This window comes from Actinosynnema sp. NPDC059335, assembly GCF_042752395.1.
Lineage (GTDB): Bacteria > Actinomycetota > Actinomycetes > Mycobacteriales > Pseudonocardiaceae > Actinosynnema.
In genome coordinates this window covers 62,216-79,364 of the sequence record NZ_JBHYXZ010000013.1, presented here as the reverse complement: position 1 = coordinate 79,364, position 17,149 = coordinate 62,216, and the positions used below count along the sequence as shown (strand labels likewise).

Here is a 17,149-nt window from a genome sequence, read left to right as displayed (position 1 = left end):
GACATATCGTCCACCCGGCGTCGTAGCTTGACGATCCCCCTGCCGGTTTACCTCGATCGGGCGACGCAGCACGGGAAAGCGGACCGCGTGAATCCTCCCCCGGACCGACGAAAAGACCCGCGCGAATCGGAACCATTGTCCACGAAACCAGCCGGGGGAAATTGATCGACGGAGGTCCGAGAGTGTCCACGGAACCCGTTCCGCGCAACGACGCGAGGGCGTCGTCCGAGTGGGCGGCGGCAGCCTGGGGATCGCTGCCGGCCGCGCAGCAGCCGCCGTGGCCCGACCGCCGGGCGCGGGCCTTCCGCGCCCGCCTGGCGCGGCTGCCGGGCCTCGTCACGGCGGCCGAGGTCGCCGCGCTGCGGTCCGAGCTGGCCGAGGTCGCGGCCGGTCGGCGGCTCGTGGTGCAGGCCGGTGACTGCGCCGAGCCGTTCGCCGAGTGCGGTCCGGGGCCCGTGTCGCGCAAGGCGGCGCTGGTGGACCGGCTGGCCGGGGCGCTGGGCGGTGACCGCCCGGTGGTGCGGGTCGGCCGGCTGGCCGGGCAGTTCGCCAAGCCGCGGTCGCGGCCGACCGAGGTGGTCGACGGCGTCGAGCTGCCGGTGTACCGGGGCGACCTGGTCAACGCGCCGCAGCCGGACGCGCGGGCCAGGCAGGCCGACCCGGCGCGGCTGATCGCCGGCTACCACGCGGCGCGGTCGGCCGCGGCGCACCTGCGCCGCCGGCACCCGGCGCTGTGGACGAGCCACGAGGCGCTGGTCCTGGACTACGAGCTGCCGCTCGTGCGCTTGGACGACCGGGGCGTCCCGCTGCTCACGTCCACGCACTGGCCGTGGGTCGGCGACCGGACCCGGGCCGTGGACGGCGCGCACGTCCGGCTGCTCGCGTCGGTCGCCAACCCGGTGGCCTGCAAGGTCGGGCCGGGCCTGGGGCGGGACGAGCTGCTGGCGCTGTGCGAGCGGCTGGACCCGGACCGCGAGCCCGGCCGGCTGACGCTGATCGCCCGGCTCGGCGCGGACCGGGTGTCCGGGCTGCTGCCGGGCCTGGTGGCCGCGGTCCGGGCGGCGGGCCACCCGGTGATCTGGCTGTGCGACCCGATGCACGGCAACACGGTCGTCGCGCCCGACGGCCGCAAGACCCGACTGGTCGACACGGTGGTCCGCGAGGTCGCGGACTTCCTGGCGACCGTGCACGTCGCCGGCGGGGTGGCCGGCGGCCTGCACCTGGAAACCACGCCGGACGAGGTCGAGGAGTGCGGGTGGGACGGGTTCCCCACCGGCCCGTACACGAGCCTCTGCGACCCCCGGCTCAACCCGGACCAGGCGCTCGCCGTGATCGCGGCGTGGCGCTCGGCCCACTCCTGAGGGGGAGAAGACATTGCGTGGCAACGTGATCGCGACACCACCGTGCGCGTTCCGGACGGCGGAGGACTTCGCCGGCCTGGCCGGTGACACCGTGCTGGGGGCCGTCCACTACTCGGCCCAGGCCGGTCCACCGCGGTGGGAGCACGGCCGACCGGTCCTCCCGCTGCACATGGTGCGGCCGGGCGAGCCCGAGGTGGTCGAGGTCTGGCACACCGAGGGCCGGCCGGTGCGCGTCGGCGAGCACCGGGGGCTGCTCTACGCGCACGACGACGAGGTGCTGTTCTGCGCCGGGTGGATCGGCCCGTCGGTGGACTGCGGCGAGGCGACGCGCCGGGCGTACCTGGCAGCGTTCGACCTGGTCGAGCGCCTGGGCTACCGCAACGTGTTCCGGATGTGGAACATGCTGGACGGCATCACCGACCTGGACGCCTTCGGCACCGAGGTCTACCGGGACTTCTGCGTCGGCCGCGGCCGGGCGTTCGACGAGCGCGGGCACGCCATGCCGGCGTCGACCGGCATCGGGGCGCTGGGCGGCGGCATCGCGTTCTACTTCCTGGCGCACCGGTCCCACCGGGCCGTGCACCTGGAGAACCCGTTGCAGGTGCCCGCGCACGAGTACCCGGCGCAGTACGGGCCGAGGTCGCCGAGCTTCGCCCGGGCCACCTACCTCGCCCCGGAGGGCGGTCGCGGCTCGCTGTACGTGTCCGGCACGGCCAGCATCCTCGACCACGCCACCGTCGGCGTCGGCGACGTCGCCCGCCAGACCCAGGTGACGCTGGCCAACATCGCCGCCCTGATCGGGGCGGAGAACCTCGCCCGCCACGGCATCGAGGGCGGCAACGCGCTGCACGACCTGCGGGCGATCAAGGTCTACGTCAAGCGGCCCGAGGACGTGCCCACCGTCCTGCGGCTGTGCCGCGACGAGTTCTCCCGGCGCGCCGACCTGGCGGTCTTCACCGTCGACGTCTGCCGCCCGGACCTGCTGGTGGAAATCGAAGGGATGGTCCCGTGACCCGAGAGGAAGCACCCATGGCCAACACGTCGGTCCTCGCCGAGCCCGACCCGATCCGCATCCTGATGGTCGCCGACGGGACGGCCGGTTTCGACAGGGCCGACTTCGGCCTGGCGACGCTCGTGGACGTGCTGGAGCAGCCGACCTCGTCGTGGGCCCGGTTCGAGGTGACCAAGGCCCACCGCGAGGAGAACCTGCCCGCGCTGTCCGCCGACCTGCAGGGTTTCCGGTTCGACGGGCACGACCTGGCGCAGTACGACCAGATCTGGTTGTTCGGCGTGGCCCGCGCGCCCCGGCCCCCGCTGGAGCAGACCGAGCTGCGGGCGCTCGCCGAGTTCATGGACGGCGGTGGCGGCGTGTTCGCCACCGGCGACCACGAGGACCTGGGCGTCTCGATGTGCGGCGACCTGCCGCGGGTGCGCAGCATGCGCAAGTGGCACTGGCCGCAGCCCGGCCCCTTCGGGGAGCCGGTCGCGCCGTCGATCGACGGCCCGGACCGCCACGACACGCTGTCGGAGGGCCGGGACCCGATGTTCCAGTTCAACGACCAGTCCGATGACGTGCCGCAGGTGATCACGCCCCGGATGTACGCCACGTCGGACTCGCCGAAGTGGGCGCACCAGGCGTACCCGCACCCGCTGCTGTGCGGGCCGCGCGGCACGATCCGCGTGCTGCCCGACCACCCGCACGAGGGCGAGTGCTACGTGCCGGACGACCTGACCCGGTCGTTCACCTTCGCCGGGTACGAGATGACCGAGTACCCGGCGGGGCTCGCGCCGGAGGTCGTGGCGTGGTCCACGCTCAACGCCCGGCCCGCCGAGCGCGACCTGCGCAAGGGCCGGCTGAACGCGACCACGTTCGGCGCGATCGGCGCGTACGACGGCCACCAGGTCGGCGTGGGCCGGGTGTCGGTGGACGCCACGTGGCACCACTTCTTCAACGTCAACCTGGTCGGCGACCCCACGGTGCCGAACGACCCGGTCAAGAGCGTCGGGTTCGCCGCGTCGGCGGAGGGCCGGGCCGCGTACGAGGAGATCAAGTCCTACTTCCGCAACATCGCGGTGTGGCTGGCGCGACCGGCCACGCAGGAGGCGATGTGGTGGCGGGCGGTGTGGGAGGCGCGCTGGCACCACCGGGTGGCCATGGACCTGCGGCCCGCCCTGGTGGGGTCGCCGGAGGACCTGGACCTGGCGGAGCTGCTGCGGATCGGCGCGGACGTCCGGGAGGTGCTCGCGGCCACGGTGACCAGGGCGGACACCCTGCAGTGGGCCGGGCGGTACGGCGTCGGCGCGGTCGACCCGGGCCTGTGGGAGGCGGTCCGGCCGCACCTGGACCCGTGGCGGCCGCGCGACGCCGCCGAGCAGGCGGGCCACCTGCCGAACCTGGTCACGTCGATGCTGCCGGAGCTGGTGCTGGACGCGGTGCTCGGCGCGGTGGTGTACGCGGTGGCCGCGGCGTTCCCGGAGGCCACGGCGGACGCCCGCGACCGGGCGGCCGGCGTGGAGTGGCCGCTGACCGTGCGACCGCACCTGGACCGGGCGCTGGACGTGGTCGCCGAGCAGGTGCTGCGGACCGACGAGCGGCTGCGCTCGCTGGGCCGCTCGCTCACCGCCGCGCGCCGGACCGAAGCCTGACCGGCAAGACCGACGATGGGGGGAACCGACCGATGACCAGTGAACTCACCAGACCGCCGGACGTCCGGCCCGACCGACCGCGGCCGACGCCCGCCGACCGGGTGTCGCGCCTGGCGGACGCGGTGCTGGACCGGAGCGTGCCGCTGCTGCGGATCGCCCTGGGCGTGGTGTTCGTGTGGTTCGGCGCGCTGAAGGTCGCCGGCGCCTCGCCGGTGCGCGACCTGGTCGCCGCCACCGTGCCGTTCCTGCCCGGCTCGTGGTTCGTGCCCGCGGTGGGCGTGTTCGAGGTGCTGGCGGGCGCGACGCTGGTCGTCGCGGTGCGGGTGCGGTTGGTCGCGGCGCTGGTGGCGCTGCACCTGCTGGGCACGTTCCTGGTGCTGGTGGTGCAGCCGGCGCAGGCGTTCCAGCGCGGCAACCCGCTGCTGTTGAGCACCACGGGCGAGTTCGTGGTGAAGAACCTGGTGCTGGTGACCGCCGCGCTCGTGGTGGTGCGGCACCACCGCCGACGGCGCTGACCCGCCGTCAGCGGCCCGCCGGTCGGTCAGCTCTGAGGGGTGCTGACCGGCCGGCGGTCGTCCGCGCGGGTCAGGACACCGCCGGGCTCGTCGCGTCCGCCCTGCGGGTGTAGGTGAGGCAGTTGGCGGCGTGGCTGCCCTGGCCGGGGCCGACCCGCACGTCGGACGCCGTGCACTCCAGCTCGGCGTTGTGGACGCAGTCCGTCCGGGAGCACGCGCCGACCTGCGCGACGACCTTCGGCAGCCCGCCCTTGCGGGCCAGCGGGATGAACGTCCCGCAGTCGGCCGCGCCGTTCGCGCCGTTCACCGTGATCGCGAAAGCGTGACAACCATCGTGGTTGTACGAACAACCCGTGACCGTGCACTCGCTGACGGCCGGCATTTCCGTGGTGGTCATGACCGCTCCTTCGGACAGCAGTTCGGCTCACCTCGGACGGTGCCACCGGCCACCCGGCACCGCAACACGAAATCATTGAGGCGAGGCTAACCTAAAGCCGTCGCGCAATTCCCGCCGCTGATCACACAATGCGATTCCCGCGTTGCGGGAGTCGGCCGTCACGGCGTGACCGCGATGTTGGTCAGCCCGACGACGGCCCGGCTCACCGTGTTGGACGCGTGCACCGCGTTCGGCAGCCCCGCGCACTTCGACGTGGAGGTGATCCGGATCGCGTACCGGCCCACGCCGCCGAGGTCGGAGCGGTTGTCCCGCCACACGTTGCCGCAGCCGTTGGCGAACGCCGGCGTGGTGACCGGGTTGTGGGTCTCGTACCCGTTGGCGAACGTGCCCGGCGCGGCGAACGTGCCGGTGTTGCCCTCGATCAGGTAGCCGACGCCCTTCACGTCCACCCACGAGTCCGCCGAGTTCTGCCCCGAGAGGCCCGTGCCGTCGAACGCGTTGCCGCGGATCACGCCGCCGGACGTGCCCTCCTTGACGTCGACGTGCTCGGCCGTCACGCCGGGTCCGATGCGGTTGCCCAGCACCTGCACCCCGTCGCTGCGGTCCACGCCGCCGGAGTTGCCGTGGCAGTCCCAGTTCGACGCGGCCGAGCCCAGGTAGACCGCCTCGCCGTAGCCCGGCTGCGCCAGGCCCGTGTGGCTGATCGCGGAGTCGCGCAGCACGCCGTCGGCCGAGGAGCGCCGGAAGTGCACGGCCTCCTCGTCCACGTGGTGCACCGTCACCCGGTCGATGACGGTGTGGTGCGAGTTGTCCACGACGATGCCCTTCTTGGACTCCCGCACGGTGAACCCGGCGAGGTTCCAGTACGGCGCGTCGTGCAGCCACAGCCCGTAGCCGGGGTCCCAGCCGGGCGTCGGCGCGGGGCACGCCGGGCCCGACCCCGAGGGCCCGTCGTTGACCAGCACCGCGTCCGCCGGTCCGGCGAGGGTGACGGGGGCGGCGGCCGTGCCCGGTCGGGTGATGACGAACGAGCCCCGGTACACGCCCGCGGCCAGCCGGATGGTCTGCCCCGGCACGGCGGCGGCCAGGGCCGCCTGGAGCTGCGCCGCCGTGGCGACGTCCACAGTGGACCCGCCCGGGCCGGTCGCGGTGGTCGCCGTGACCGCGGCGCTCGGGGCGGAGGCGTTGCGCGCCGCGTCCCGCGCCCGGACGGTGAACGCGTAGGCGGTGTCCGGCAGCAGGCCGCCGACGGTCGCGGCGGTGGATGTCGCCGAGGCGACCACCGCCGTGCCGCGCAGCACCTCGTAGTCGGTCACGCCGACGTCGTCGGCCGACGGGTGCCACGCCAACGACACCGAGCCGGCCGTCACGCCCGTGACCCGCAGGCCCGCGGGCGCGGTGGGCGCGGAGGTGTCCGGCGCCGGCCCTCCGCCCGCGCACGGCGCGCCGTCGACCGTGCAGCCGAACGGCAGGCCGAGGCCCGTGACGGTGAAGCCGAAGTCCGCCGTGCCGCCGGGGCGGACGCGGCCGTTGAAGCCCGCGTTGGCGAACCGGTGCCGCTGCCCGTCCCGGGTGAGCACCGCGTTCCACGCGTTGGTCACCGAGGACCCCGGCGGCAGCTCGAACTCGACCACCCAGCCGGTGCTCTCCGCGTCGCCGGTGTTGGTCAGCACGACCTGCCCGCCGTACCCCGTGCTCCACACGGACGACTGGCCGACCGTGGCGGACAGCCGGGCCGCGGCCGCCCGAGCCGGTGACACGGCGGCACCGGCCAGGCCCGCCGCGACGCACACCGCGACGCCCAGCGCCCACGCGCGCTTCCTCATGCCGTTGACCCCTTCGCAAGGCCGGAGGTGCGCGGCTCACCCCTGGGACCAGCCCTTTATAGGGCTCTGCGGGACGGCTGGTCAACAAATTCGGAAATAGGGAAGTTCACCCGGTCCGGGAAGACTTTTTCCGCCGACGCGGTCACCTTTCGGCCCGCCGGCTCGTCCACCCCGGCAGGAGGGAAGGGGAACGATGCGCGACGAGCTGGCCGACCTGTTCGAGGCGCACCGCGGGCAGCTGCGCGCGGTGGCCTTCCGGATGCTGGGTTCGCTGCCCGAGGCCGAGGACGCGGTGCAGGAGACGTGGTTGCGGCTGTGCCGGGTGGACCCGGGCGGGATCGACAACCTCGCCGCCTGGTCGCGCACGGTGGTGTCCCGCGTCTGCCTCGACGTGCTGCGCCACCGCCGCCACCGGGAGGTCGCGGTCGACCGGGTGCCCGACGCGGCCGCGCCCGACGACCCCGAGGAGGAGGCCGTGCTGCTGGACTCGGTCGGGCGGGCGCTGCTGGTCGTCCTGGACACCCTCACGCCCGCCGAGCGGGTCGCGTTCGTCCTGCACGACGCGTTCGCCGTGCCGTTCGACCGGATCGCGCCCATCGTCGGCCGCAGCGCGGCGACCAGCAAGAAGCTGGCCAGCCGGGCCCGGCGGAAGGTGCGCGGGACGACGGTCCCGGACGCCGGGGCGACCGGGCGCCGGCAGGTCGTGGAGGCGTTCCTGGCCGCCGCGCGCGACGGCGACTTCGCCGCGCTGCTCGCCGTGCTGGACGCCGACGCCGTGCGCCGCGCGGACCCCGCCGCCCTGCCGCCCGGCACGCCCGCGGAGGTGCGCGGCGCGCACGCCGTCGCGGCGGAGACGGTGCTCCTCGCCGCGAACGCCCGGCACGCGGAACCGGCTCTGGTGGACGGACGCGTGGGCATCGTCGTCGCACCGCGCGGACGCCTGCGGTTCGCGCTCACCGTCGTCGTCCGGGACGACCGCGTCTCCGCCTACGAGGTCATCGCCGACCCGGTTCGGCTGCGAAAACTGCGCATCACCGTGCCATCACACTTTTATCGTGACTTGAATCAAGTGCGCTAGTAAGGTCGGGCCCGGCTGCCGACCATTCCCTGACCGCGTTCGCGTCCGCGTGGCGCCCTCCCCCTGCCGCGCGCGACCGACGCGGTGGTCACCCTGCGAAAGGACACCGTCCATGCAGTCCCCTGCACCAGCACGCACCCGGTGGGGCGCCGCGGGCCTCGCCCTCGCCACCGCGGCGGCCGGCCTCGTGGTCGCCGTCGCCACCGCCCCGGCGGCACAGGCCACCGTCCTGCCGGGCGGTTTCAAGAGCGTGGGCTACCTGCCGTCGTGGGCGGGCAGCGTCAGCGCCGTCCAGTTCGGCAAGCTCACGCACGTCAACTACGCGTTCGCCCTGCCCAACGCCAACGGCACGCTCCAGGCCATCCCCGACCCCGGCAAGCTCTCGTCGCTGGTCACCCAGGCGCACAACAACGGCGTGCGGGTCTCCCTCGCCATCGGCGGCTGGAACGACGGCAACGACTCGGCGTTCGAGGCGCTGGCCGCCAACTCCGGCAGCCGCACGACTTTCGTCAACAGCGTCGTCAGCGTGGTCAACCAGTACAACCTCGACGGCGTCGACATCGACTGGGAGTACCCGGACCCCGGCGCGTCGGCGAACAACTTCACCGCCCTCATGGGACAGCTCAGCACCGCCATGCGCAGCCGCGGCAAGCTCCTCACCGCCGCCGTCGTGTCCGGCGGCGGCACCGCCGAGGGCGTCCAGACCGCGGTGTTCGGCCAGGTCGACTGGCTCAACATCATGGCCTACGACGGCGGCAGCCCACACGCCAACTACGACTGGTCCATCGCGTCGGTGAACTACTGGAAGTCGCGCGGCCTGCCCGCCGCCAAGGCCGTGCTGGGCGTGCCGTTCTACAGCCGGCCGAACTACTACACCTACGCGCAGCTCGTCGCCATGGACCCGGCCAACGCCAACCGCGACTGCGTCACCGTCGGCGGCACGCAGCAGTGCTACAACGGCGTGCCCACCATCAAGCGCAAGACGCAGTGGGCCATGGCCAACGCGGGCGGCGTCATGAACTGGGAGCTGTCGCAGGACACCACCGGCGGCACCTCCCTCGTGAGCGCCATCTACGACACCGTCATGGGCGGCACCACCCCGCCCGGCCGCACCGGCCCGATCACCGGCATCGCGGGCAAGTGCGTCGACGTCGCCTCCGCGTCGTCGGCCAACGGCACCGCCGTGCAGCTGTGGACGTGCAACGGCACCACCGCGCAGAGCTGGACCGTGGCCGGCGACGGCTCGTTGCGCGCGCTCGGCAAGTGCATGGACGTGGCGGGCGCCGGCACCGCCAACGGCACCGTCGTGCAGCTGTGGGACTGCAACGGGACCGGCGCGCAGAAGTGGCAGGCCGCCGCGGACGGCACCCTGCGCAACCCCGCCTCGGGCCGGTGCCTCGACGCCACCGGTCCCAGCTCGGCCGACGGCACCCGGCTGCAGATCTGGGACTGCTACGCCTCCTCCAACCAGGTCTGGCGGCTCCCCGCCTGAGCCCGCGCGTGACGACACGGCCCGTTCCCCCTCGCGGAGCGGGCCGTGTCCCGCTTGCCCGCGACCCCGTCACGGGGAAGGGTGGTGCGATGGGTGAAGAGCGGGACGGCGTGGCGCTGACCAACCTCGACCAGCCGTTGTTCGACGGCGCGGACGCGACCAAGGGCGACCTCGTCGACTACCTCGACGCGGTGCGCGACCGGATCCTGCCCGGCCTGGCCGGGCGACCGCTGTCGGTGGTGCGGGTGCGCCCCGGTCAGGAGCCGTTCACCCAGAAGAACCTGCCGAAGCACACGCCGCCGTGGGTGCCTTCGGTGACGCTGTGGGCGGAGACGTCCAAGCGGGAGATCCGGTACGCGGTGTGCGAGGACCGCCGCACGCTGCTGTGGTTCGCCAACCAGCGCGCGGTGGAGTACCACGTCACGCTCGCGCTCGCCGGCGCGTTCGAGCGGCCCACGCACCTCGTGCTCGACCTGGACCCGCCGGAGGGCGCGGGGTTCGACGTGGTGGTGGCGGCGGCGAAGCTCGTGCGGCGGGCGCTGGCCGACGACGGGCTGTCCGGCGTGGTGAAGACCAGCGGGTCCAAGGGCGTGCACGTGTTCGTGCCGGTGGAGGGCGCGGACCACGACGTGGCCGCCGCGACCCGGGCGTTGGCGGCGCGGGCCGAGCGGCTGGACCCGGACCTCGCGACCACGGCGTTCATCAAGGAGGACCGGGGCGGGCGGGTGTTCCTCGACTCCACCCGGGCCTACGGCGCGACCGTCGCCGCCGCGTACAGCCCCCGGATCCGGCCGGGCGCCACGGTGTCGTTCCCGGTGGGCTGGGACGACCTCGACTCCGTGACGCCCGCCGACTTCACCGTCAGGACCGCGCCCGCGCTGCTCGGCGACGAGGACCCGTGGCACGCCCGGATGCCCGCGCCGCAACGCCTGCCGGACGACCTCGTGGCCGAGGGGCACACCATCCCGGTGGCCCGCGTCCAGGCCATGCACGAGGGCAAGCGGCGGGCCCGGGCGCAGCGCGAACGGTCCTGACCGCCCGCCGGCGCGGGGCGGCGCGGCGGACGGTCGTGCCCGCTCCGCGTCCGAACGTGCCACGACGAAAGGCGCTACCGCAGGGGTGCCGCAGCACGCAGGCTCGTGCGTGGCTTTCCCCAACACCCTGCGGAGGCAGCCATGTCCTTGCGGAGGACCACCCCGGTGGCGAGCGCCCTGCTGCTCGCCGCCGCCCTGCTCAGCCCACCCGCCGCCACCGCGGCCCCGCCGACGGCCCTGGCCGTGCCCGACATCCCCGTGGCCAACGTCCAGGCGCACCTCAACGACCTGCAGGCCATCGCCACGGCCAACGGCGGCAACCGGGCCCACGGCCGGCCCGGCTACCTGGCCTCGGTCAACCACCTCAAGGCCAAGCTGGACGCGGCCGGCTACCAGACGTCCGTGCAGCAGTTCACCTCCAGCGGCGCGACCGGGTACAACCTGATCGCGGACTGGCCGGGCGGCGACCCGAACGACGTGCTCATGCTGGGCGGCCACCTCGACAGCGTGACCGCCGGTCCGGGCATCAACGACAACGGCTCCGGCTCGGCGGGCCTGCTGGAGGTCGCGCTGACCGTGGCGCGGCAGGGCCTGGCCCCGAGCAAGCACATCCGGTTCGGCTGGTGGGGCGCGGAGGAACTGGGCCTGGTCGGCTCGACCTACTACGTGAACAACCTGCCGACCACCGAGCGGTCGAGGATCAAGGCGTACCTGAACTTCGACATGATCGGCTCGCCGAACGCGGGCTACTTCGTCTACAGCGCCTCCGGCCAGCCCACGGGGTCGTTGCTGCTCCAGCAGACGCTCCAGGCCGGGTTCAGCGTGCCGACCGAGCTGACGTCGGTGGGCGGGCGGTCCGACCACGCCGCGTTCGCGCGGGCGGGCATCCCGGTCGGCGGCACGTTCACCGGCGCGGAGGTCACCAAGACCTCGGCCCAGGCGCAGAAGTGGGGCGGCACGGCGGGTGTCGCGTTCGACCGCTGCTACCACCGCTCGTGCGACACGACGGCGAACATCGACGTCACCGCGTTGGACCGCAACAGCGACGCCATCGCCTACGCCCTGTGGACGCTGGCGGGCGCGGGCTCCCCGCCCGGACCGCGGTTCGAGAACCCGACCGACGTCACGATCCCCGACCTGAGCACGGTGGAGAGCGCGATCACCGTGTCCGGCGTGACGGGCAACGCCCCGTCGGCGCTGGCGGTGGGCGTGGACATCACCCACACCTACCGGGGCGACCTGGTGATCGACCTGGTCGCGCCGGACGGCTCGGCGTACCGGTTGAAGAACTCCGGCAACGACAGCGCGGACGACGTCGTGACGACGTACACGGTCAACGCGTCCTCGGAGGTCGCCAACGGCACGTGGAAGCTGCGCGTGCAGGACGTCGCGTCGGCGGACACCGGCCGGATCAACGGCTGGTCGCTCCAGTTCTGACGCGCCCGGGGTGCGCACCGGCCGGCTGTCACCGGTGGGTGCGCACCACCCGGAGCGCGAGGCCGCGCGGTGCGTGGAGCACACCCCGTGCCGGCTTGGGGTCGCGGTGCCGGACCAGGCGGTGGGTGCGGAGCACTTCGCCGAGGATGGTCGTCAGCACGACGGGGGCGGTGCGGGACGCCGGGCAGATGCGCGGCCCCAGGGCGAAGGGGAAGTAGCTACCGGGGACCGGACGGGCGTGCCGCAGCCAGCGTTCCGGGCGGAAGTCGAGCGGGTCGGCGTGGGCGGCCGGGTTCCGGTGGTTCAGGTAAGGGCTGAACACGACGGTCGCGCCCGCCGGGAGGCCGTGCACGGACGCCCGGAGCTGCCGCCGCAACTGCCACACGGGCGGGTGCAGGCGGAGGGCTTCGCGGATCACGCTCGCGCAGAACGGGCGTTCGGAGCCGCCGTCGGCCTCCGCCCTCACCCGGTCCTGCGCGTCGGGGTGGCGTGCGAGTTCGTGGAAGGCCCAGGCGAGCGCGGCGGCGGGGACGTGGTGGCCGGACAGCAGCATGCTGCGCACGGCGAGCGTGACGTGGTGCTCGTCGAAGCCCTGGGCGGCGAGCAGGGCGGGCAGCGGCCCGTGGTTGTGGGCCCGGATGGCGTCGTAGGTGGCGCGTTGGGCACGCCGCAGCCGTCCGGGCAGCACGCCGTCCGCCGCGGCCAGCTCCGCCTCGACCAAGGTGGAGAGGGTCGCCGAGGGCGCGCCGAGCAGGTGGTGGAGGTTGGCGTCGGACACCAGGCGGACGGCCTCGCGCATGCCGTCGATCACGCCGGGCCAGCGTGCGGCGGTCCGTCGGGTCTGCTCGGCGACGGCGGGCAGCAGCGGGGTGGTGTGCGCGGTGGTCAGCACGGGCCGCATCGCGCGTCGGACCGCCGTCCAGGCGGCCGTCCCGTCGGGCCCCCACGAGGTGAGGCCGGGTGGTTGGCGGGCCCTGGCGGTCACCGCGTCCGGCGAGCCGAGCAGTCGCCCGGTCGCGATGGGCTCGGTGACCAGCCACAGGTCGGGTCCCAGTCGGGCGACGCCGGAACCGGCCTTCGCCGCGAGCGCTTCCCGGGGGTCGCTCCGGATCACACCGCCGGGTAGGCGTAGTAGCCGGAATTGGCGGAACGACGCCGGAAGATCCTCTTGATGAGTGTCATGTGCACCCTTCCTCGACGTGGTGGGGAGCCACCCAGTCTTGCCGCGGGGTCGGGAGGGCGGCAATGGGCCACGACCCCGTTCACCCGTTTCGCCGCGTCCGGTAACGGGTCGTCCCGCGCCGTCGATGCACGGGCGAACCGGGAGAACGCTGGGGGATCCATGGCACTGGACGACGCCATCCGCAGGGCCGCCGCCGAGGCCGACCGCGTGGACGCGGCCGAGAAGGCGCGTCGGGAGGAGGCGGACGCGGTGGCGGCGGTCGCGGTGCCCCGCCTGCTGGCGCTGCTGACCGAGGGCCGGGACCGGTTGCGGGACGCCGGTGTCGCGCCGGTGCACGTGCTCGCGCCCCGCAAGCCGACGCTGTTCCGCCCGGCGCGCTACGCCCCGCACGCCACCGTGTGGCGGGTGAGCCGGGTCGCCGTCGCCCTCGACGGGCGGCTCTTCGAGCTGAGCAACACCCGGCACACCGCGCGCGACCGGCGTCACGCCGGGGACCTGGGCCTGTCCGTGGGCGACGCCTACGCCGTGCTCGGCTTGTCGCGGCACACGAAGGGCGTGTCCGGCGCGGCGGAGATCGCGCCGCGCGACTGCCTGGCCCTCTCGGGCGGGTGGTTCGTCGCGGGGCGGTCCGGGAGCATCACCCTGCGCACCTCCTACGAGCCGGACGAGTTCACCCCGCTGGAAGACATCATCGCCGCCCAGGTCGTCACCGCCTCCCGCCGTTCGACTCGGGGGTCCTGAGCGTTCGACACACGGGGACCCGTGAGTCGAACGCTCGGGAACTGTGAGTTCAACGCTCAGGAAGTATGCAACTAGTTGCACTGCACCCCGTTGCACGGCTACGGTCGCCGGCATGGCGTTGGAGCACGCGATCCTCGTGTCGCTGGACGAGCGCTCGGGCTCCGGGTACGAGCTGGCCCGGCGGTTCGGGAAGTCCATCGGCTTCTTCTGGGCCGCCACCCACCAGCAGATTTACCGCACGCTCAAGCGCATGGTCGACCTCGGCTGGGTGACGTGCCACGAGGTCGTCCAGGAGGGCCGCCCGGACAAGAAGGTGTACGAGGTCGCCGAGGCGGGCCGCGCGGAGCTGGCCCGCTGGCTCGCCTCCCCCGGCGAGCCGGAGGCGATCCGGCACGAGCTGGCGGTGAAGGTGCGTGGCGCGTCGCTGGGCGAGCCGGGCGCGCTGGTCGCCGAGATCGCCCGGCACCGCGACCTGCACGCCGAACGCCTGGACGTGTTCCGCGCCATCGAGCGCAGGGACTTCCCCGACCCGTCCGCCCTGTCCGGCCGCCGGCTGCACCAGTACCTGGTCCTGCGCGGCGGGGTGCGGGCCGAGCAGGCGCTGGTCGAGTGGTGCGACGAGGTGCTGGCCGCGATGCGAGAGGACGACCGGCGATGACCGGGTACCCCACCCTGCTCCAGCCCCTGGACCTGGGCTTCACGACCCTGCGCAACCGCGTCCTCATGGGGTCGATGCACACCGGCATGGAGGACCGCGCCAAGGACTTCGACGCGCTGGCCGCCTACTTCGCCGAACGGGCGCGCGGCGGCGTCGGCCTCATGGTCACCGGCGGTTTCGCGCCCAACCGGGCGGGCACGCTGTACCCGTTCGCCTCCAAGCTCACCACCCACCGCGAGGCGCGCCGCCACCGCGTCGTCACGCGGGCCGTGCACGAGCACGACGGCAAGATCGCCCTCCAGCTGCTGCACGCCGGCCGGTACGCCTACCACCCGTTCGGCGTGTCCGCGTCCGCCCTCAAGGCCCCCATCGGCAGGTTCCGCCCCCGCGCGCTGTCGGACCGGGGCGTGCGGGCGCAGGTCGACGCCTTCGCCCGGGCCACCGCACTGGCCCGGGAGGCGGGCTACGACGGCGTCGAGATCATGGGCTCCGAGGGCTACCTCATCAACCAGTTCCTCGCCCCGCGCACCAACAAGCGCACCGACCGCTGGGGCGGCAGCGCGGAGAACCGCCGACGCCTCGCCGTCGAGGTCGTGCGCCGCTGCCGCGAGGCCGCCGGACCCGACTTCATCCTGATCTACCGCCTGTCGATGCTCGACCTGGTCGAGGACGGCCAGACGTGGGACGAGGTCGTGGCGCTCGGCCGGGAGGTCGAGGCGGCGGGCGCGACGATCATCAACACCGGCATCGGCTGGCACGAGGCACGCGTGCCGACGATCGTCACGTCCGTGCCCCGCGCGGCGTTCACGGACGTCACCGCGAAGCTGCGCCCGCACGTCGGCGTCCCCGTGGTGGCGTCCAACCGGATCAACATGCCGCAGGTCGCCGAGGAGGTGCTGGCGCGCGGCGACGCGGACCTGGTGTCGATGGCGCGGCCGTTCCTGGCCGACCCGGACTGGGTGCGCAAGGCCGGGACGGGCCGGGCCGACGAGATCAACACCTGCGTCGCGTGCAACCAGGCGTGCCTGGACCACACGTTCTCGATGAAGAGGGCGTCGTGCATGGTCAACCCGCGCGCGGGCCACGAGACCACGCTGACGCTGCTGCCGACCCGCCGGTCGAAGCGGGTCGCGGTGGTCGGCGCCGGTCCGGCGGGGCTCGCGGCGGCGACCGCGCTGGCCGAACGCGGGCACGCCGTGGAGCTGTTCGAGGCCGACGACGACATCGGCGGCCAGTTCGCCATCGCCCGCCGGATCCCGGGCAAGGAGGAGTTCGCCGAGACGATCCGCTACTACCGGCGGCGGATCGAGGTGACCGGCGTCAAGCTGCACCTGGGCGTCCGGGTCGCGGTGGACGACGTGGCGGGCTTCGACGAGGTCGTGGTCGCGACCGGCGTCACGCCGAGGATCCCGGCCATCCCCGGGGTCGAACGGGCGCTGTCCTACGTGGACGTCGTCCGCCACGGCGCGCCGGTCGGCGACCGCGTCGCGGTGATCGGCGCGGGCGGGATCGGGGTGGACGTGGCGGAGTTCCTCACCCACGCCCCCTCCCCCGCGCCGGACGTGGCCGCGTGGCGGGCCGAGTGGGGCGTCACCGACCCGGAACGGGCGCGCGGCGGCGTCACCGCGCCCCGGCCCGCCGAGGCCGCGCGGCGGGTGTACCTGTTGCAGCGCAAGACGTCCCGCATCGGCAAGGGGCTCGGCAAGACGACCGGCTGGGTGCACCGGGCGGCGTTGGCGGCCAAGGGCGTCGAGCAGTTGACCGGCGTGAACTACGAGCGGATCGACGACGAGGGGCTGCACATCACGTTCGGGCCGCGGCGGGAGCGGCCGCGGGTGCTGGAGGTCGACGCGGTCGTGGTGTGCGCGGGGCAGGAACCGGTGCGCGACCTGGTGGACGGGCTCGTCGCGCGCGGTGTCGTCACGCACGTCATCGGCGGCGCGGACGTGGCCGCGGAACTCGACGCGAAGCGGGCCATCGACCAGGGCACGCGGCTCGCGGCCACGATCTGAGGTGGGTCGGGCCGCGGCGGCCCTAGGCTGCACGGCGTGGACTTCATCTTCGCCCGGCCCGACTCGAAGGCCGCCGCAGCCGCGCTCGAGGTCTGCCACGAGTACGCCGAGCCCTGGCTGCTGAACCACTCGCAGCGCGCCTACTCGTGGGCCACCGCCTACGCCGCGAAAACCGACGTGGCGCACGACGGCGAACTGCTGTACGTCGCCGCGCTCCTGCACGACCTGGCGCTCACCACCCCGTTCGACAGCCACACCGCGCCGTTCGAGGAGGCGGGCGGTCACCTGGCGTGGGTGTTCGCGGCGGGCGCGGGGTGGGGTCGGGTGCGGCGCGACCGGCTGGCGGAGATCATCGTGCGGCACATGCGCGACGACGTGGCGGCGGAGGACGACCCGGAGAGCCACCTGCTCCAGGTCGCGGTCACCGCCGACGTGTCCGGAGGCGGCCTGGACCGGTTCCCCGACCGGGTCAAGCGCGACGTCCTGACCCGCTACCCGCGCCTGGGCTTCGCCGACGCGTTCCTGGCGCGCGCCCGGGACCAGGCCGAGCGCAAACCGCACTGCGCCGCCGCCGGGCTGATGCGCGACGGCTGGGCGCAGCGGATCCTGGACAACCCGCTGGACGCGCCCCGCGCGGGGGCGGGGGCGGGCCGCGGGCCACCGCGGCGCGCGGGGGGAACTCGCGCGCGGCGGGGGCCGACGAGGCGGGCCGGCTGCTGGACGAGGTGCTGCCGGACGTGCGTCGCCAGCGCATCGGGCAGGACGTGGC

15 protein-coding genes are annotated in these 17,149 nt (G+C 74.1%); 12 read left to right on the top strand and 3 right to left on the bottom strand.

Going from position 1 to position 17,149, the window contains the following annotated elements:
• Positions 1–182: 182 nt before the first annotated feature.
• Genes ACFXGA_RS06710 through ACFXGA_RS06695 form a run of 4 tightly spaced genes read left to right on the top strand, consistent with a single transcriptional unit; the run spans position 183 to position 4,522 of the window.
• Positions 183–1,361 carry a 3-deoxy-7-phosphoheptulonate synthase gene (locus ACFXGA_RS06710; RefSeq protein ID WP_378084891.1) on the top strand — a complete coding sequence of 393 codons (1,179 nt, stop codon included), beginning with the start codon at positions 183–185 and terminating at the stop codon, positions 1,359–1,361.
• 25 nt (positions 1,362–1,386) lie between these two features.
• Positions 1,387–2,373: an FkbO/Hyg5 family chorismatase gene (locus ACFXGA_RS06705; protein ID WP_378084890.1), complete on the top strand. Its 987-nt coding sequence runs from the start codon at positions 1,387–1,389 to the stop codon at positions 2,371–2,373.
• Between the two features lie 17 nt (positions 2,374–2,390).
• Positions 2,391–4,007: a hypothetical protein gene (locus tag ACFXGA_RS06700; RefSeq protein WP_378084889.1), complete on the top strand. Its 1,617-nt coding sequence runs from the start codon at positions 2,391–2,393 to the stop codon at positions 4,005–4,007.
• Positions 4,008–4,039: 32 nt separating this feature from the next.
• Entirely contained in the window at positions 4,040–4,522 is a 483-nt protein-coding gene (locus tag ACFXGA_RS06695) for a DoxX family membrane protein (protein ID WP_378084888.1), read from the top strand.
• Positions 4,523–4,592: 70 nt separating this feature from the next.
• On the opposite strand, the gene ACFXGA_RS06690 is transcribed toward ACFXGA_RS06695, so the two are convergent.
• Together ACFXGA_RS06690 and ACFXGA_RS06685 are read right to left on the bottom strand one after the other, a co-directional pair.
• A complete protein-coding gene (locus ACFXGA_RS06690) occupies positions 4,593–4,919 on the bottom strand; it encodes a DUF1540 domain-containing protein (protein WP_378084887.1) in 327 nt (108 codons plus the stop codon).
• A gap of 158 nt (positions 4,920–5,077) precedes the next feature.
• Positions 5,078–6,745, bottom strand: coding sequence for a cellulose binding domain-containing protein (locus ACFXGA_RS06685; RefSeq protein WP_378084886.1), 1,668 nt, complete (start codon positions 6,743–6,745; stop codon positions 5,078–5,080).
• A gap of 193 nt (positions 6,746–6,938) precedes the next feature.
• On the opposite strand from ACFXGA_RS06685, the gene ACFXGA_RS06680 reads away from it, so the two are divergent.
• From ACFXGA_RS06680 to ACFXGA_RS06665, 4 genes are all read left to right on the top strand, one after another.
• Positions 6,939–7,823 carry a sigma-70 family RNA polymerase sigma factor gene (locus tag ACFXGA_RS06680; RefSeq protein WP_378084885.1) on the top strand — a complete coding sequence of 295 codons (885 nt, stop codon included), beginning with the start codon at positions 6,939–6,941 and terminating at the stop codon, positions 7,821–7,823.
• Between the two features lie 112 nt (positions 7,824–7,935).
• Entirely contained in the window at positions 7,936–9,315 is a 1,380-nt protein-coding gene (locus ACFXGA_RS06675) for a glycosyl hydrolase family 18 protein (protein WP_378084884.1), read from the top strand.
• 89 nt (positions 9,316–9,404) lie between these two features.
• A complete protein-coding gene (locus tag ACFXGA_RS06670) occupies positions 9,405–10,349 on the top strand; it encodes a DNA polymerase domain-containing protein (RefSeq protein ID WP_378084883.1) in 945 nt (314 codons plus the stop codon).
• A gap of 141 nt (positions 10,350–10,490) precedes the next feature.
• Positions 10,491–11,786 (top strand): M28 family metallopeptidase, encoded by a 1,296-nt coding sequence (locus tag ACFXGA_RS06665; RefSeq protein ID WP_378084882.1) that lies wholly within the window; start codon positions 10,491–10,493, stop codon positions 11,784–11,786.
• Between the two features lie 28 nt (positions 11,787–11,814).
• On the opposite strand, the gene ACFXGA_RS06660 is transcribed toward ACFXGA_RS06665, so the two are convergent.
• A complete protein-coding gene (locus ACFXGA_RS06660) occupies positions 11,815–12,900 on the bottom strand; it encodes a cytochrome P450 (RefSeq protein ID WP_378084881.1) in 1,086 nt (361 codons plus the stop codon).
• Between the two features lie 228 nt (positions 12,901–13,128).
• Here ACFXGA_RS06660 and ACFXGA_RS06655 point away from each other — a divergent pair, with 228 nt between their 5' ends.
• From ACFXGA_RS06655 to ACFXGA_RS06640, 4 genes are all read left to right on the top strand, one after another.
• Positions 13,129–13,710 (top strand): hypothetical protein, encoded by a 582-nt coding sequence (locus tag ACFXGA_RS06655; protein ID WP_378084880.1) that lies wholly within the window; start codon positions 13,129–13,131, stop codon positions 13,708–13,710.
• 112 nt (positions 13,711–13,822) lie between these two features.
• Complete coding sequence (locus tag ACFXGA_RS06650) at positions 13,823–14,368, top strand: PadR family transcriptional regulator (RefSeq protein ID WP_378084879.1); 546 nt, start codon at positions 13,823–13,825, stop codon at positions 14,366–14,368.
• Positions 14,365–16,380: an FAD-dependent oxidoreductase gene (locus ACFXGA_RS06645; protein ID WP_378084878.1), complete on the top strand. Its 2,016-nt coding sequence runs from the start codon at positions 14,365–14,367 to the stop codon at positions 16,378–16,380. Before ACFXGA_RS06650 ends, ACFXGA_RS06645 begins: the two co-directional genes overlap by 4 nt.
• Positions 16,381–16,416: 36 nt before the next feature.
• Positions 16,417–17,149: HD domain-containing protein (locus tag ACFXGA_RS06640; protein ID WP_378084877.1), on the top strand; the 733-nt coding region annotated here is incomplete at its 3' end.

Excerpts from the sequence above, each read along its gene's own strand:
- ACFXGA_RS06700 (WP_378084889.1), top strand. The coding sequence starts at position 2,391 with ATGGCCAACACGTCGGTCCTCGCCGAGCCCGACCCGATCCGCATCCTG.
- ACFXGA_RS06695 (WP_378084888.1), top strand. The coding sequence starts at position 4,040 with ATGACCAGTGAACTCACCAGACCGCCGGACGTCCGGCCCGACCGACCG.
- ACFXGA_RS06690 (WP_378084887.1), bottom strand. The coding sequence starts at position 4,919 with ATGACCACCACGGAAATGCCGGCCGTCAGCGAGTGCACGGTCACGGGT.
- ACFXGA_RS06685 (WP_378084886.1), bottom strand. The coding sequence starts at position 6,745 with ATGAGGAAGCGCGCGTGGGCGCTGGGCGTCGCGGTGTGCGTCGCGGCG.
- ACFXGA_RS06680 (WP_378084885.1), top strand. The coding sequence starts at position 6,939 with ATGCGCGACGAGCTGGCCGACCTGTTCGAGGCGCACCGCGGGCAGCTG.
- ACFXGA_RS06675 (WP_378084884.1), top strand. The coding sequence starts at position 7,936 with ATGCAGTCCCCTGCACCAGCACGCACCCGGTGGGGCGCCGCGGGCCTC.
- ACFXGA_RS06670 (WP_378084883.1), top strand. The coding sequence starts at position 9,405 with ATGGGTGAAGAGCGGGACGGCGTGGCGCTGACCAACCTCGACCAGCCG.
- ACFXGA_RS06665 (WP_378084882.1), top strand. The coding sequence starts at position 10,491 with ATGTCCTTGCGGAGGACCACCCCGGTGGCGAGCGCCCTGCTGCTCGCC.
- ACFXGA_RS06655 (WP_378084880.1), top strand. The coding sequence starts at position 13,129 with ATGGCACTGGACGACGCCATCCGCAGGGCCGCCGCCGAGGCCGACCGC.
- ACFXGA_RS06650 (WP_378084879.1), top strand. The coding sequence starts at position 13,823 with ATGGCGTTGGAGCACGCGATCCTCGTGTCGCTGGACGAGCGCTCGGGC.
- ACFXGA_RS06645 (WP_378084878.1), top strand. The coding sequence starts at position 14,365 with ATGACCGGGTACCCCACCCTGCTCCAGCCCCTGGACCTGGGCTTCACG.